This is a genomic window from Streptomyces sp. NPDC052012 (assembly GCF_040689265.1).
Taxonomy (GTDB): domain Bacteria; phylum Actinomycetota; class Actinomycetes; order Streptomycetales; family Streptomycetaceae; genus Streptomyces.
Genome location: NZ_JBFAXA010000017.1, coordinates 112,103 through 126,472, shown reverse-complemented (window position 1 = coordinate 126,472; position 14,370 = coordinate 112,103). Strand labels below are relative to the sequence as shown.

The 14,370-nt window shown below is 70.0% G+C and carries 13 protein-coding genes and 2 pseudogenes; 7 read left to right on the top strand and 8 right to left on the bottom strand.

All coding sequences use genetic code 11. From position 1 onward, the window contains the following. The first annotated feature begins 65 nt into the window (after positions 1-65). Positions 66-674: a TetR/AcrR family transcriptional regulator gene (locus AB0412_RS24730; protein ID WP_366404757.1), complete on the top strand. Its 609-nt coding sequence runs from the start codon at positions 66-68 to the stop codon at positions 672-674. 144 nt (positions 675-818) lie between these two features. On the opposite strand, the gene AB0412_RS24725 is transcribed toward AB0412_RS24730, so the two are convergent. Next, on the bottom strand, positions 819-1,454 hold the full coding sequence (locus AB0412_RS24725; protein WP_366404756.1) for a DUF6461 domain-containing protein: 636 nt from the start codon (positions 1,452-1,454) through the stop codon (positions 819-821). 115 nt (positions 1,455-1,569) lie between these two features. Continuing rightward, a complete protein-coding gene (locus AB0412_RS24720) occupies positions 1,570-2,139 on the bottom strand; it encodes a DUF4253 domain-containing protein (protein ID WP_366404755.1) in 570 nt (189 codons plus the stop codon). 796 nt (positions 2,140-2,935) lie between these two features. Here AB0412_RS24720 and AB0412_RS24715 point away from each other — a divergent pair. From AB0412_RS24715 to AB0412_RS24705, 3 genes and pseudogenes are all read left to right on the top strand, one after another. After that, positions 2,936-3,181 carry a hypothetical protein gene (locus AB0412_RS24715; RefSeq protein ID WP_366404754.1) on the top strand — a complete coding sequence of 82 codons (246 nt, stop codon included), beginning with the start codon at positions 2,936-2,938 and terminating at the stop codon, positions 3,179-3,181. A gap of 4 nt (positions 3,182-3,185) precedes the next feature. Next, positions 3,186-3,578 (top strand): hypothetical protein, encoded by a 393-nt coding sequence (locus AB0412_RS24710; protein WP_366404753.1) that lies wholly within the window; start codon positions 3,186-3,188, stop codon positions 3,576-3,578. A gap of 68 nt (positions 3,579-3,646) precedes the next feature. Next, positions 3,647-3,798 (top strand): annotated as a pseudogene (locus tag AB0412_RS24705) (IS5/IS1182 family transposase); the annotation flags it as partial. 308 nt (positions 3,799-4,106) lie between these two features. On the opposite strand, the gene AB0412_RS24700 reads toward AB0412_RS24705, so the two are convergent. Together AB0412_RS24700 and AB0412_RS24695 are read right to left on the bottom strand one after the other, a co-directional pair. Beyond that, the gene (locus AB0412_RS24700; RefSeq protein WP_366404752.1) at positions 4,107-4,976 is read right to left on the bottom strand and encodes an alpha/beta hydrolase; all 870 of its coding nucleotides are present in this window, start codon (positions 4,974-4,976) and stop codon (positions 4,107-4,109) included. A gap of 934 nt (positions 4,977-5,910) precedes the next feature. Then, positions 5,911-6,567 carry a TetR/AcrR family transcriptional regulator gene (locus AB0412_RS24695; RefSeq protein WP_366404751.1) on the bottom strand — a complete coding sequence of 219 codons (657 nt, stop codon included), beginning with the start codon at positions 6,565-6,567 and terminating at the stop codon, positions 5,911-5,913. A gap of 173 nt (positions 6,568-6,740) precedes the next feature. Between AB0412_RS24695 and AB0412_RS24690 the strand changes: the two genes are divergently transcribed. From AB0412_RS24690 to AB0412_RS24680, 3 genes are all read left to right on the top strand, one after another. Beyond that, a complete protein-coding gene (locus AB0412_RS24690; protein WP_366404750.1) occupies positions 6,741-7,772 on the top strand; it encodes a medium chain dehydrogenase/reductase family protein in 1,032 nt (343 codons plus the stop codon). Between the two features lie 95 nt (positions 7,773-7,867). Further along, complete coding sequence (locus AB0412_RS24685) at positions 7,868-9,346, top strand: alpha/beta fold hydrolase (RefSeq protein WP_366404749.1); 1,479 nt, start codon at positions 7,868-7,870, stop codon at positions 9,344-9,346. A 57-nt stretch (positions 9,347-9,403) separates the two neighbouring features. Then, complete coding sequence (locus AB0412_RS24680) at positions 9,404-9,979, top strand: ester cyclase (RefSeq protein WP_366404748.1); 576 nt, start codon at positions 9,404-9,406, stop codon at positions 9,977-9,979. Between the two features lie 547 nt (positions 9,980-10,526). On the opposite strand, the gene AB0412_RS24675 is transcribed toward AB0412_RS24680, so the two are convergent. The 4 genes and pseudogenes from AB0412_RS24675 to arsM all read right to left on the bottom strand — a co-directional run bounded on the left by AB0412_RS24675 (position 10,527) and on the right by arsM (position 14,286). Then, positions 10,527-12,134, bottom strand: a complete 1,608-nt coding sequence (locus AB0412_RS24675) for a cation acetate symporter (RefSeq protein ID WP_366404747.1) — start codon at positions 12,132-12,134, stop codon at positions 10,527-10,529. Next, positions 12,131-12,628 (bottom strand): DUF485 domain-containing protein, encoded by a 498-nt coding sequence (locus AB0412_RS24670; RefSeq protein ID WP_366404746.1) that lies wholly within the window; start codon positions 12,626-12,628, stop codon positions 12,131-12,133. The genes AB0412_RS24675 and AB0412_RS24670 overlap by 4 nt, the downstream gene beginning before the upstream one ends. Positions 12,629-13,013: 385 nt before the next feature. Then, positions 13,014-13,192: pseudogene (locus AB0412_RS24665) on the bottom strand (ABC transporter ATP-binding protein); the annotation flags it as partial. A gap of 197 nt (positions 13,193-13,389) precedes the next feature. Further along, on the bottom strand, positions 13,390-14,286 hold the full coding sequence (gene arsM / locus AB0412_RS24660; protein ID WP_366404745.1) for an arsenite methyltransferase: 897 nt from the start codon (positions 14,284-14,286) through the stop codon (positions 13,390-13,392). Between the last annotated feature and the right edge of the window lie 84 nt (positions 14,287-14,370).

Sequence of the window (14,370 nt, the reverse complement as noted above, 5' to 3'; positions counted from 1 at the left end):
GGTTAGACCTGAAGGTGGCGTAAGCCAAACAGTTTTGTACGACTTATTGGGGTAGGCTGTGGGGCATGGGAAGCAAGAGCACGGTTAAACGGGCCGACGCCCTGCGGAGCATCGACGCGATCGTCAAGGCCGCAGCCGAGTGCCTGGGGCGGAATCCGGACGCGAGTCTGAGCGAGATCGCGCGCGCCGCGGGCGTGGGCCGGGTGACGCTGTATGCGCACTTCGCCTCCCGGGCGGAGGTCGTGGACGCGGCGATGAGCCGCGCCATCGACCAGGGCAACGAGGCACTGGAGGACGTCGACCTGACCGGGGACCCGCTGCTCGCCCTCACGCGTTACATCCATGCCGGCTGGCACCTGGTGGACCAGGCGCGTGCGCTGCTGGTTGCCGCTCAGAGGGAACTGCCCCCAGGGCGCATCCGTGAGCTGCACAGCGCTCCCGCTGCCCGGGTGGAGACACTGATCGCCCGGGGCCGGGCCGAAGGAGTCTTCCGTACGGACTTGCCGATCGCGTGGCTGGTCAACGTCCTGCACTCGGTTATGCACAGCGCCGCCGACGAGATCCGTGCCGGGCGTCTGACCTCCGAACATGCCGCCGGTCACATCACCGCGACGGTGCTGGCCGCCTTCACCCCGCCGGGCAGGCCGGTCCCGGAGTGCGGCGGGGGAGCGTGACACCGATCGTCCGGAGAAAGCGCAGCTTCAGGCAGAGGGAGGACATCACCGCGACCGAGACGCTCGAGCGGGGCAGCGTCTCCACGACCCGCGGAAGGCTGTGAGCGACTGGGGCCGGGAGCGGGACGTGGCTGTCCAGGGCCATCACGTGAAGGCGGCCGACGGGAGCTCTTCCTCGGTCTCGTTCCAGGGGAGGTGGATGCCGAACTCGCCCTCGAGAAACCGCAGGAATTCGGCCTCGGCCGACTCGTCACCGCTGTGCACGAAGCCGAGCGCCGCTTCGGCCGGGACGCTGTTCGTCAAGTGCGGAAGGCACGGCTCGAAGGACGTCACGACATCACCGTGGCGGGCGTAGCCGATCCGGCTGAAGCCCTTCGCGTTGCGATGCACGCAGAACGCCCGTCCCCGCTCGGACAGCGCCGCGAGGTAGGTACCCGTACGGCAGTGGTATTCCTCCAGCGCATACGCCCAGCCGGCCACCGTGCCGGCTCGGATGATGGAGGTCGGCGGGGCGGGCAGAAAGCCGGCGCTGGTCAGCCGGGCTACCGCTGCTTCGTCTTCCCAGTCCAGGAAGTCGAGATCGCTGATGTGGTCCTCTTCGTCCCTCAGCAGCAGTTCGTACGCCGCGGAGCGGGTGAGCGCGACGATGTGACGCTCCTCGGCGCCGACACGACACAGCAGCTCGTACGGCGAGAGTCCCTCACTGAGCACGAGGGTGAAACTGGTGCCGTAGGCATCGGCAATCCAGCGCAGACCGTTCTCCCTAGCCTCCCGCTTCATCGAGCCGCCCTCCCCACCCGAGAGCCGCGGGCGGGAACCGGGAACAGTCCGCTCCGGCGAGGGCAGTCCCGCAGCGCTCGCGCTCCGCGGCTCGCCGGGCTCCCGGCACGCGAGGTCAGTCCCACCAGAAGTCCCAGCAGTTCAGCTCGATCAAGTGCTCGGCGTACGCGGCCAGATGGGGGTGGTCGCCCTGCCAGATGTTGTCGGGGCAGCAGGCGAAGTGCTCGGCGGCGATGACCAGGGCGTCCTCGAGGCGGTTCGGCGGTGCGGCAATGCTGAGATGCAGGGTGTCGAAGCCGACGCCCACGAGGCGTGCGCCGAAGCGGTCTTCCCAGTCGCGGACGACGGCGGAGAACTTGGCGGTGTCGTTGTCGTAGTTCAAGGGACCGGCCCAGCCGGTGATGGCCAGGGCGTCGGCTCCACGAGGTGCTGCGACAAGCCCGAGGCGTGCATGGGGGTGCTGGGCCAGGAAGGCTCGCGCGTACTGCTCGGCCATCGCGTCGGCTTCGTCGACGAGCGTGGGGGTGGGTGCGCGCCCGGGCCAGCTCTGGCCGAAGGGGGCGGTGATGGCGAGGCGTTCGTCTGCGCTGAGCCGGTCGTTATCGTCAGGACCTCCGGTGTTGGTGTAGTCCTGCCACCAGCGGGCGAGGAGTGCCTCGGGATGGTGATCTGCCGGGGAAGACATGCGTTCGGGGAATATTTCACCGCAGGCCCAGGGGCGGAAGTCGGTGTCGTGCGGGTCCAAGGCGGCGAGCAGGAGTGGCCAGAGTCCGGAATCGGCATGCTCAGCACGGAGTTGGGGCCACAGCTCGGTGGAGGGCGGGCTGTCGCTCAGCCGGACTTAGCATCCGCTCGTGAACCTCGAATCTTGTCTGCCCAACGGCCTGCCGCTGCCGCCCGGCCGCGTGATCACGTCGGACGAAGGCGACGGCGACCAGTTGCGTGCGCCCGCCCACTTCGGCCTGCACGGTTCTGCAGCCGGCGCGGGCGACCGGGTGCTCGCCGCCAGGCCCGCGCTCTCACCCCACCAGTCGGCGCACCCTCATCGACGATTCCCCCGAGGTGTGGAGGCGGTGTGGGGGCGGGATCCGTGGACCAGACGACGATGCGGTCCATGTGCCCGCCCGGGACGTTGTCAGCACCCGGTACGTGGGCTTGGCTATGCGCCGGGAGGGCTCCGCCACCGCTACGACATCCTGCTCACGGTGAGCAGCTTGGTGGTGAGTGGCACGGAGGCACGGCCGCTGATCGACCGACATGCACGGGGCCTGGAGGTTGAGGTTGTCCGGCCGCCGGGTGGGGGAGACTGGCACAGACCGTGATCGGCCTGTCAGGATAGAGGCAGCGGCTGAAGTCGCTTGCCTCGGCGGTCAAGTCACCGCCTCCGGTACAGCACTGCACGAACTGACCAGCGCGGAACGTCCTCGATCGCGCTCACGCACCGGCGGGCTGAAGGCTGCCAGCTTCGGCAAAGGGGTCAAATGGAAGAGAATGTATTAGTCGCGGTTATGGGCGCAGCCGCCGGTTCCTTGCCCTTGGTCGTGACCACGATCAAAAAGTGGCTGCAAATGCGGCGGCTAAATTCCGTGAACGTGGATAAGTCGGGCCTGAAAGTAACGGTCACCACACACGGACACGATCCCATCGAGCTCGACCTGACCGATGAGGACGACGCGAAGCGACTTAAAGATTACCTCGATCGGTACGACTCGCCAAGTGCCGGGTGATGTAGTGACCATCCCACCACAGAGAAACGGTATCACCCAGGCCGGGCCACCTGTCCCCACCGCATTCAAGGCAGACAAGCTCATCGCGTCCCTCAGTGGCGCAGGTGCCGGGATGGCTCTGGCAGCCGTATTAAGCACGCAGGCCGCAGAAAAGACGCTGGGTAAGATATTCCTCATCGCATGTCCGCTACTAGCGGTTGTTCTTTCCGCATTGAGTGAATGGATGCTCATTTCGATGGAGCGAATGAGCCGTGCCAAGAAAGCGAGAATCAGGCACAAGCTCGTACAGGGCATGCTCACTCAACCAGCGCTGACTCCCGAGAGAAAAGAAGAGCTGACTCAGGAGTTGATCGATATTCAGAACGAAGCCCTCCGCTGGGGGTTCGCATTGGACTGAACGGCCACAAGCAACGCCACCGGCTCGGGCAGCTGTTCGCCGGCAGGCGGGATGTGAACTACGGCCTGATCATCGAACGCACCATCTCCTGGCTCCACGGCTTCCGAGCCCGCGGATCCGATGGGAACGACGCGCCGACATCCACGAAGGCTTCTTGGGACTCGCCGTCTGCCTCATCGCTCACGGCCACGTCCAGCGGCTTGTCAGGGCCGGCCGGTAAGCGCTCAGTGCGTCCGGGACCCCACCGGAAGAGGGGCGCGGCAAGCTCCCGCCGCCCAGCGTGATCCGCGGTCGTCGGCGCCAGTGTTCACCGTGCACGGCGAGCCCCCAGGGCACCAGGGCGGCGATCGTCGAACTGGACCCCGAGGGGCTCGACCTCCGCCGGCGACGGAACGCCCAGGGATGATTCCCGCATGCCGCCCCGAGCGTGACCACATACGCCCGGGGCGACAACCACTCCTGCCCGACTCTCATCGTGCTCGGGGCCAGAGCCCCGGGGTCGGGGAAGCCTCCCGGGCAGCGGTTGGCTTAGGAGGCGCCGTTAAGGACTTGGCGCAGTCGATGCGCGAACTCGTCCGGTTTCCCCGGATATCCGAACTCTCCGTCGCAGAAACCGCCGTGATGGCTCGGGAACACGGTCACCCGCTGCCCGAGGAGGTCGGCGGTCGCGACGGCGGTGCGTCCGGTCAGCAGGCCTTCGGACTCCTCACCCATAGCGATCACGATGCGGGTCGGCGCAGCGGCGATCGCGTCGGCATCCGGCCGGTAGCTGCTGACCGCCCATGACCGGTCGGACAGCAGCGGATCGTCACGTGAGCCGTCATCTTCCGTGGGCATCCCGAACGCTGCGGGATCGGCCTCTGGCTGTTCGAAGTACGCGTCGGTGAACTCTCCCCTCCACGAGGTCATGGCCACGAACGCAGCCATACCGGCCCCCCATCCCCGCTTCTCGTAGACCTCCCGGACTCTGGCCCGTGCCCGCACGGCCGCCGAGCCGTCCGGCGTGAGGGAGATGAGCGGCGGCTCGTGTGCGACCAGAGTGGTCACGTCTGCGGGGTACTTCGCCACCACCGCGAGCGCGGTGATCGCTCCGCCACTGCTGGCGAACATCTCAACCGGCCCGGCCCCGAGCGCCTCGATCACGGCGTGCACGTCGTCGGCCTGGGTCTGCGGCGTGTGGTCGAAGCGCCCGTCCCTACGGGTGCTGCGGCCGAGCCCGCGCGGGTCATAGGTGACCACGGTCCGCTCGGGAAAGCGCGCGGCGAGCGCGGCGAAACCAGTAGCGTCCATGGGCTGTCCGATCAAGAACAGCGGCGGGCGTCCATCTGCGGCCGGCAGCGGCCCACGCACGTCATAGACGAGGTCCGCGCCGGCTGTCTCGAGTGTGTGAGTCTCCATACCTGTGCAGACCGGCCCCGCTCCGGAAACTCATCGCCGCGGCGAGTGTCGCTTCGCGGTGGTGCTGCCGCCCCCACCTTGGAGGGTGGCTCTGTCTGATGTGGCGTGTGCGGGGTGAGGGGGTGGGCGGGGTTCGTGACGGTGGCGGGGTGTCAGCAGTTCGAGGTGGGGATGGTGCCGGGACAGGGTGGTCGGTGAGGGTCGCGGTCTGTCGTGCGAAGGCTGTGGTGGCGGGGCGGCCGACGAGGGTGTGGATGGTGGGGGCCGGGGGGTGGTTGAGGGTCGGGGGCCCGCCGACGGGTGGGGCGGTGAACAGCGGCTGGTAGGAGGTGGCGGTGATCGGCGTTCCGGTCGGCGCTGAACCGGTCATCGGAATCAGGAAGTTGGAGGATGCGGCTAGGGCCAGCGGGCTGACACGCGGAGCGCAGAATCGGCGGTCATCACGGCGTGCGGGCCGCGTCGGTCGAGGATGTGCCCGGCGCGGATTCCGGCGAGGGCGGAGACGGCCAGCGCGAGTGAGAACGCGGCGGTGTTCGCCCCGGTTGGCCGGCCGGTCCTGGCGGTGTTCTGGGGGTCGAGAACGGGGGAGGTGCGGGAGGCGATGCCTCGGCTCACGAACTGCGTGGCGCGGAATGCGGGCAGGGCGGCACGGGGGGTGGCGACCTGTCTCCAGTTCCGGTTGCGGCCCCGCGTGTCGTGGTGCGGAGGTCGGCCACGAGCCGGTGGCAGCCGCCCGCCGCAGCGTCAGCTGCACCGGCAGGCCGAGGTCTGGGGGCCCTGTGAGGGGCCGGTTCCAAGAAGGCAGAGTGAGTGCCGGCTGCTCGGACCGGTTGCCGGGGGCCTGACGAGCGGCGAGGTGGGGCGGCTCGGTCCCGTGACTGCCTTGCTGGTCACGTGCGGCCTGAGGCCCGGTGTGATCGCCGTGGTCGTTGCGTCAGAGTGTCAGGTGCCGTAGTTCGTTCTCGTACAGCTCTGCCGGGTCGAAGCCCATGCCGGTGAAGTGGCCGGCGAGTTCCAGGGAGAGGATGCCGTGCAGGCGGGTCCAGAAGTGCAGGGCGCGGCGCAGGGCCGTTGGGGAGGCGGGGTGGTCGTGTGCCCACTGCCGGTGATCAGCGAGGTGGGATTCGAGTGGAGCGTCCTGTGCTGCGGTCGTGGCAGGGCCGGCGGCCGACTGGGCGGCGTCCAGGAGTGCGTCCATGATCTGTGAGGCGATCATGGTGATGTCGTCGGGGGCGTGGTAGCCGGGCACGGGTGTGCCGTAGATGAGGAAGTAGCGCTGGGGGTCCTCCAGGGCCCAGGCGCGCAGGGCGCGCCCGGCTCCGGCGAGATCGGCACCTGATGCGGCGGCGGTACGGATGGTGTCGGCGAGGCTGCGGTAGGCGTCGCGGATCAGCTCGGTGATCAGTTCGTCCCGGCTGGCGAAGTAACGGTAGAGCGCGGGGCCGCTCATGCCCATTTGTTTGGCGATGGCGTTCAGGGACAGTCCCGGTGCCCCCGCGGCGGCGATCTGCTCCCAGGCGCGTTCCTTGATCTCGGCCCGGAGTTGGGCCCGGTAGCGCTCGCGTGGGGTCTGTTTCCCTGCGGTGGCCATGGGTGCATCCCTTCCCTGTCGTTCACGCCGCCTCCCAGAGCCGGCGGGCGGCTGGTCGACTGTCGAGTTAGACCCTATTACGAACGTACTTGACTGTCACTCGACGGTAGCGTTATAACTTCTAACGAAAGCGCCAGCCACTAACTGTGCTGGTGGAGTCGAGGGAGGTCGTCATGAACGCTGCGGAGATGGTCGAGGTCGTGCTGCCCGGCAAGGTCGAGCCGGAGGGGCTGCAGGTGCGCCAGGCAGCCGTGCCGGCCGCCGGCCCGGGGCAGGTCGTGATCCGCATGGAAGCCACCGGTGTCTCCTTCGCGGAACAGCAGATGCGCCGGGGCCGCTACTACGACCAGCCGCCCTTCCCGTTCGTCCCCGGCTACGACCTGGTCGGCACTGTTGCGGCGATCGGCGAGGGCGTCGATGCGCATCTGGCCGGGACCCGGGTGGCCGCGCTGGTGAAGGTCGGCGGCTGGGCCAGCCACGTGGTCGTCGACGCCGCCGACCTGGTGCCGGTCCCCGAGGGAATCGGCGCGGCGGAGGCGGAGACCGTGGTGATCAACGGCATCACGGCCTGGCAGATGCTCCACCGCAAGGCCCGGATCCGCGCGGGGCAGACCATCCTGGTACACGGCGCCAACGGGGGAGTCGGCTCGGTCCTGGTCCAGCTCGCCCGGGCCGCCGGGGCCAACGTGATCGGCACCGCGTCCGCACGCCATCACGCCGCCCTGCGGGCACAGGGGGTGGCCCCGATCGACTACCGCACCGAGGACATCCCCGCCCGCGTCCGCGCACTCGCCCCCGGCGGCGTGGACGCCGTCTTCGACCACGTCGGCGGCCGCAGTGTCATCGACTCCTGGCGCCTGCTCGCCCCCGGCGGCACGCTCGTCGCCTACGGCAGCGCCTCCACCCGCGACGACGAGGGCTCCAAGCAGTGGCCCGTCCTCAAGCTCCTCGGCCGGGTCTGGCTGTGGAACATGCTGCCCAACCGCCGCCGTGCCTACTTCTTCAACGTCTGGGCCGGCCGTGCCCTGAACCGCGGTCGCTTCCAGGACCGGCTGCGCGCCGACCTCACCGAGGTCTTCGAAGCGCTGCGACGCGGTGACATCAGCGCCCGGATCGCTGCCGAACTGCCCTTGACGCAGGCCGCGGAGGCGATGCGGCTGGCCGAGTCCGGCACCGTCGCCGGAAAGGTCGTCCTGCACGCCTGACGACCCACGCAGAAACCGGCGCACCCACGCGCCCCCGTCCCCGCACGGTCCCCTCATCACCCGCGCCGCCGGCGCACCCCCAGGAGGACAGCCCTATGCCCAGACTGCGCACCTACATCCGGCGGACTCTCACCGCCGCTCTCGTCGCCACGGCCACCCTCACCACCCCGGCGGTCGCCGCCCCAGCCCAGGACCAGGCGGCCACCCCAGCGAGCCGGATCAGCTGGAGCGCCTGCTCCGACACGGAGTTCGAGGGCATGCAGTGCGGAACGCTGCGGGTCCCGGTCGACTACGCCCACCCCCGCGCCGGCAGCCTCACCCTCGCCCTGGTCCGCCGCCCCGCCGACGACCAGGCCCACCGCCAGGGCACGCTCCTGCTCAACAACGGAGCCGGCGGGTCGTCGATCGAACAACTCCGCCTCGCGATGCGGATCGGCTTCCCGTCCTTCGCCGGCGCCATGAGCCGGAACTTCGACCTCGTCGCCGTCGATCCGCGCGGAGTGGGCCACAGCACCCCGATCCGCTGCACCACACCCCTCAAACCGGCCGGCGTCACCCACTTCCCACGCAACCAGCAGGAGTTCGACACGCTCGTCGCCCACAACCGCGCCTTCGCCGCCGACTGCCTGCGCGAGAACGGCCCCCTGGTCGCCCACACCGACCTGACCAGCACCGCACGGGACTTCGAAGCCGTACGCACCGGCCTGGGTGAGAACCAGCTGAACTGGTACGGCATCCACTACAGCACCCTGCTGGGACGCACCTACGCCGCCCTCCACCCCGGCCGGCTGCGCACCATGGTCCTGGACACGGCGCTGGACGACACCACCACACCCACCGAGCGCATCCGGCGTGAAGCAGCCACGGCCGAAGAGGCGTTCCACCGCTTCACCGCCTGGTGCGCCGCCTCGACGGACTGCGCCCTGCACGACAAGGACGCCGCGGCCGAGTACGACGCCCTCGTCGCCCGCGCCAACCGCACCCCGATCCCCACCGCCGACGGCACCCGGACCCTGACCGGCGAGGACATCCGCACCGCCACCCAGGACTACCTGACCCTCTCCGGCGTCACCTGGCCCGCCCTCGCCCAAGCCGTCGTCAACGCCCAGGCCGGCGACGCCACCGACTTCACCTACCAACCCGACGACACCCTGGACCCCGTTCAGGTCCAGATCCCCGCCTGCCTGGACAACCCCCGTCCGGTCACCACGTTCGACCAGCTCACCCGCCTGCGCAAGGACCTGGCCCGGATCTCCCCGCACCTGGGCGGCGCCGTACGCTCCTGGACCGCGCTCACCGGCTGCCTCGGCTGGCCCCTCCCCGCGCACCCCGTGGCGGCCGGAACCCCCGTCCACGGTGCGCCCCCCGCGCTGATCGTGCAGTCCACCCACCAGGCGCTCGCCCCGCACAGTGCAGGCCTCGCCCTGGCGGCCCAGCTGCCCGGCAGCGTCGTCCTCAGCCGCGAAGGCGACGACTACAGCATGTTCCTGCTCTCCGGGTGCGTGCGCGATGCCACCAACCGCTACCTGGTCACCCGCGCCCTGCCCGCACCCGGCACCACCTGCACCGACTGACGCCACGGTCCACCGACGGCCACCGCCCCCTACCACGCAGACACGTGAGGAACACTCATGACCGCAACCGCCCGCACCCGGATCCGCCTGCTTCTCCCCGCCGCCATGGCCGCCCTGGCCGTCAGCGCGACAACGGCCGCAGCACCCACCACCACCGCCTCCTCCGCCGCCCCGGACGCTCACTCGGTCACCGCCCCGGACCACCGGACGGCCGCCAAGAATCCGAAAGCGATGCTCGACGCCTGGCTGCGCCTGTGGAACGGCGACTACACCCAGGCGGAGGCCATCATCTCCCCGGACTTCACCGTCCACGCCGCCCTCCTCGACGGCGGCGACGGCAGCACCATCCGAGGCGCCGACGGCCTGGTGGCCTGGATCTCCCAGACCCGCGCCGCCTTCCCCGACCTGCACTTCTCCCTGCAGATCGACCCCCTGATCGCCGGACACCGCGCCTGCGTGCGCTGGACGGCCACCGGCACCTACGCCGGCGGGTTCCCCGGCGCCAAGGCCCAGCCCGGCACGACCGTCACCTTCACCGGCACCGACACCCTGCGCATCAAGGACGGCAAGTTCGCCGAGTACTGGCTCAACTCCGACACCCTCCAGCTCCTCACCCAGCTCCACGCCCTGTAAGCACCACCCACCGCGGCTCCGCCGCCCCCACCGACCACATGGCCGCATCGAGGCAGGGAGACTGGCCCTGCCTCGCGTCACAGGAGGCCGTCCTGCCGCCGCGCTCCCCTGACCGGCGCCTGCTGGACGGGCTCGCTACGCCGCAAGGGCGGATCTCACCGCTGGTGCCGACCACTATCCGGTACGGCCCGAGCACGCATTCGACTTCCTTCGTCTCGCAGCCTGAGAAAGCATCAGCCCGGCTCCACTCGGAGCGGGAGTCTCGGGCGCCCACTCGGGGGTCTGCAGCAGGCCGGGGGCCGGTTGCGGCTCGTCGGGGGGGCAGGATGGTCGCGCTCTGCTCCGGTAGCCGCCGTACGGGGCGGTGCCGACGGTGGGGGCGGGAGTGCCAGGAAGACCTGCCAGGACCTTGGCGTGCTTGGTCCAGGCGGGCATATCGATTGCAACCGCGCCAGGGCTGCCCTGGGCGGCCCGCACCTTGCGCAGAAAAGCCATCGCGCCTGGAAGCTCTCCCCGCCCCCGCCCCCCGGTGTGCCGGGCGGAGCCGTCAGTGCCCGTCGGGCGCCGGAGCCCCCGCCAGGATCGTCGGCTCCAACGCCTCGTAACGGCGCAGCTGCGCCGAGGCGTCGCGCTGGGACAGGATCGTGCCCAGCCAACCCGCGAGGAAGCCCACCGGGACCGACACGAGGCCTGTCGTGGTGAACGGGAACCAGGTGAAGTCGCTGTCCGGGAAGACCGCCTGCGGTGAGCCGGAGAACAAGGTGGTGCCGGTCATCAGTACGAGCACGCTCACGGTGCCCGCGATGAGCGTACTGAGCAGGCCGGTACGGGTGTAACGCCGCCAGAAGAGGCTGTAGACGAGGGCCGGACCCACGGCGGACGCGCCGACGCAGAAGGAGAGGGTGACCATCAGCTGGCCGTTCCAGTCCCGGGCGTAGGCGGCGATCACGATCGCGGTGAGGCCGACGCCCAGTGCGGCGGCCCGCGCGATGGCCATCTCCGTGGAACCGGGCAGGGTGGTCCTGCGCAGGCCCTGGGCGATCAGGTCGTGCGCCAGCGTGTTCGCGCAGGCGAGGGTGATACCCGCGACCGAGGCGAGCAGAGTGAGGAAGATCGCCGTGGTCACCGTCGTGAACAGGAGTGTCTCCCCCATGGACGGGTCGGGGCCCATGACGGCCTGGCTGACCATCAAGAACGCCGTCTCTCCCTGCGGGTCGGCCGCGACGAGCTGTGTGTGGCCGACGAGCGCCGCGGCGCCGAAGCCGATCACCGAGAACAGCAGGCACATGACGACGACCGTGGAGACCGCCCAGGACATCGAGCGCCGCGCGCCGGAGGCGCTGCGGGAGCTGAACATGCGCATCGTGATGTGGGGCAGGACCGCCGCCCCGAGCACGACGGTCAGCTCGGCACTGATCATGTCCAGTCCGTCGCCGCCGAACTGGAGCCCGGAGGAGAGGTAGGCGTCTCCCGCCCCGCTGCCCTTCTTGGCCGCGTCCAGGAGCGCGGACAGGCTGTAGTCGAAGCGGTCCAGGATGAGCACGCAGATGGTGACGGCCGCGGCCAGTAGGACGACGGTCTTGACGATCTGGATGAAGGCGGTGCCCTTCATGCCACCGATCGCGGCGTACACGATCATCAGTACACCGAGGCAGACGATGAAACCGGTCTTGAAACCGTCCGAGTCGAAGCCGAGGACGACCGCCAGCAGATCGCCGGCGCCCGAGAGCTGGAAGATCACCAGCGGCAGCAGCGCGGTGAGGGTGACCATGCAGGCGGTGATGCGGACCACGGGGTCGGATGCACGGCGTGCGAGGACATCACCCATGGTGAACCGGCCTGCGTTGCGCAGCGGCTCGGCCAGAAGGAACATCATCAGAACGAGCGAGAGCACGGTGCTCAGGGCGAGGACCAGGCCGTCGTACCCGACGAGCGAGACGACACCGATGGTGCCGAGCACGGTCGCGGCGGAGATGTAGTCGCCGGAGATGGCGAGCCCGCTCTGCATGGGGGACAGCGAGCGATAGCCGGTGTAGAACTCGCCCAGGTCGTCGTGGTCGGGTGCGGTCATCACACACAGCAGCAGCGTGACGGTGGTGACGGCGATGAACGCGACCAGCGACATCGTCTGGGAGTCGGAGCTGAATCCGTTCATTTCCAGGCACCCCCGGCGGGGCCGGTGGGACGCTGCTGCCATCCGGCCATGCCCGGCCGGCCGGGGTAGCCCTGTCGGCCCGGATCGGCAGCCTGCTGGATCCGGGCCTCCTCTGCCGCGCGGCGCGCCTCCGCTGCCTCTTCGGCGCGCTGCCGGATCGCCGACGCGAGCGGGTCGACGCGCAGGCGCGCGATCCGCTCGTAGGCGGCGATCGCCACCAGCACGACCGGCAGCTGGCACAGGCCGAGCGTCAGTCCGATGGTGAGGCCGCCGTCGCCACTGCCGCTGGTCATCAGCCCAGGCGCGTACGCCGAGAGAATGAGGAAGAGGGTGAAGTAGCCGAGGGCCGTGAGGGTGGCCACCCGGCGCAGCCTGCGGTAGGCCGCGCGGACCCGGTGCAGGTCGCCGGTCGGGGCGGGAGTCGTCCCCGGGCGTTCGTGCCGCAGCGGACCGGGGGCCGGCGGCGGATCGGGGAAGTACTGCTCGTACGACATGTGCGGCTCCTTGCGCCCGACGGGCTTGCGGTCCCCGCGTGCCCGTCGGGCGCGGGAGTGTGTCGCGGTCGGAGCGCGTACGTTACTGGCCGGTAGCGGCTTGGCGTAAGGGGTTACCGACTGTTCGGTATGCCAGTTCCGCAACGGTCGGGTCACGACAGGTCACGGCAGGCGGTACCGGTCTGTGGCCCGGTGCCACGGGGACCGACCCTGCCCCGCGGCATCGACGAGGGCTTCTCCGCCGAGGGCGCCCGACCGGGCACAGGGCCGGTGTTCGGCTCCACCGACCGCTGGCCTCGGCGGCAGAGAGGGCGCGTCGCCCGCTACGCCGACGCGCCACGGCATCCCTCGAGTCGCTGCGCGCCGGCCGCAGGCGCTGACCGGCAAACCCGGTCCTTCCGGCGGCGCATGCGGCGAGCAGCGGGAGCCGTGTGGATCGCGCGGGCGGTTCCATCGCGAGGTAGCCGATCCGGGCAGGGTGGCCGAGTCCGGTTCCAGGCGGCCCGCCAGGACGCGTAGGGGCGTCGTCTTGCCCGTGCCGTTCTCGCCCGTCACAAGGAGCCGTTGTGCGGGGCGTGATCGTCAGGAGGCCGTCCAGACGCCGCCGTTCGCCGCCCCCTGCGTCGTCGAGCTCGACGAGGGGACCCTGGAACGGGACATCCGCCGCCAGCATGACGTCGTGAAGCCCAGCGGTGCCGGCGGTTCTGCCTCCTCCTTCTCGGGGCACCCGCTGCTTCCCGTGTTCCGGGCGAGAAGCCCTGTCAGCTCTGGCAGCCGCATCCCGAGGCCGTCTTGGCCTCGGTCACGGTCACGGCCGGGTCCTGCGAGCTCTCGGCCGGGGTGCAGCAGGCGTTGACCCCGCAGCATGCCCCCTCCGCCTGCCTGGAGGCCGACGAGGACGTGACCGTCTGCGGCTTGATGGCGCGGACGATCGCGGAGTGCATGCCGTCGGCGACCGCATGCGTCTGGGTGATCTCGACCTCGGTGAACCCGGCGGCCTCCAGACCTGTGCGGTACTCCGTGAGGGACAGCGCACCGGCGATGCAGCCGACGTAATCTCCGCGTTCGGCCCGCTGCCCGGGCGTGAGGGCGTCGTCGGCGACGACGTCGGAGATACCGATCCGGCCACCGGGTTTCAGTACGCGGAAGGTCTCGGCGAACACGGCCGGCTTGTCGGTGGACAGGTTGATCACGCAGTTGGAGATCACGACGTCGATGGTGTTCGCGGGCAGCGGGATCTCCTCGATGGCGCCCTTGAGGAACTCCACGTTCGCGGCGCCCGCCTTCTCGGCGTTGGCCAGGGCGAGTTCGAGCATTTCGTCGGTCATGTCCAGCCCGTACGCCTTGCCGGTGGGGCCGACGCGGCGGGCGGAGAGGAGCACGTCGATGCCGCCGCCTGAGCCGAGGTCAAGGACACGTTCTCCTTCGCGGAGTTCGGCGACGGCGGTCGGGTTGCCGCAGCCGAGCGAGGCGGCGACGGCTTCGGCGGGCAGGGCGTCGCGCTCGTCGGCGGCGTAGAGGGTGGAGCCGAAGTTCTCGTCGACCTCGACGGGCTCGGGTCCGCAACAGGCGGTGCCGCCGTCGGTGACCTTCAGGGCCGCCGTCGCGTACCGCCGGCGGACGGTTTCGCGCAGGTCAGTCGTGGTCTGCTCGCTCATGACTCACTCCCAGGTGACGGGCCGCACAGCGACCCGGAACAGCTTGTATTGACGTTCCTTGATGCAACCTTGCGCTCGGAATCG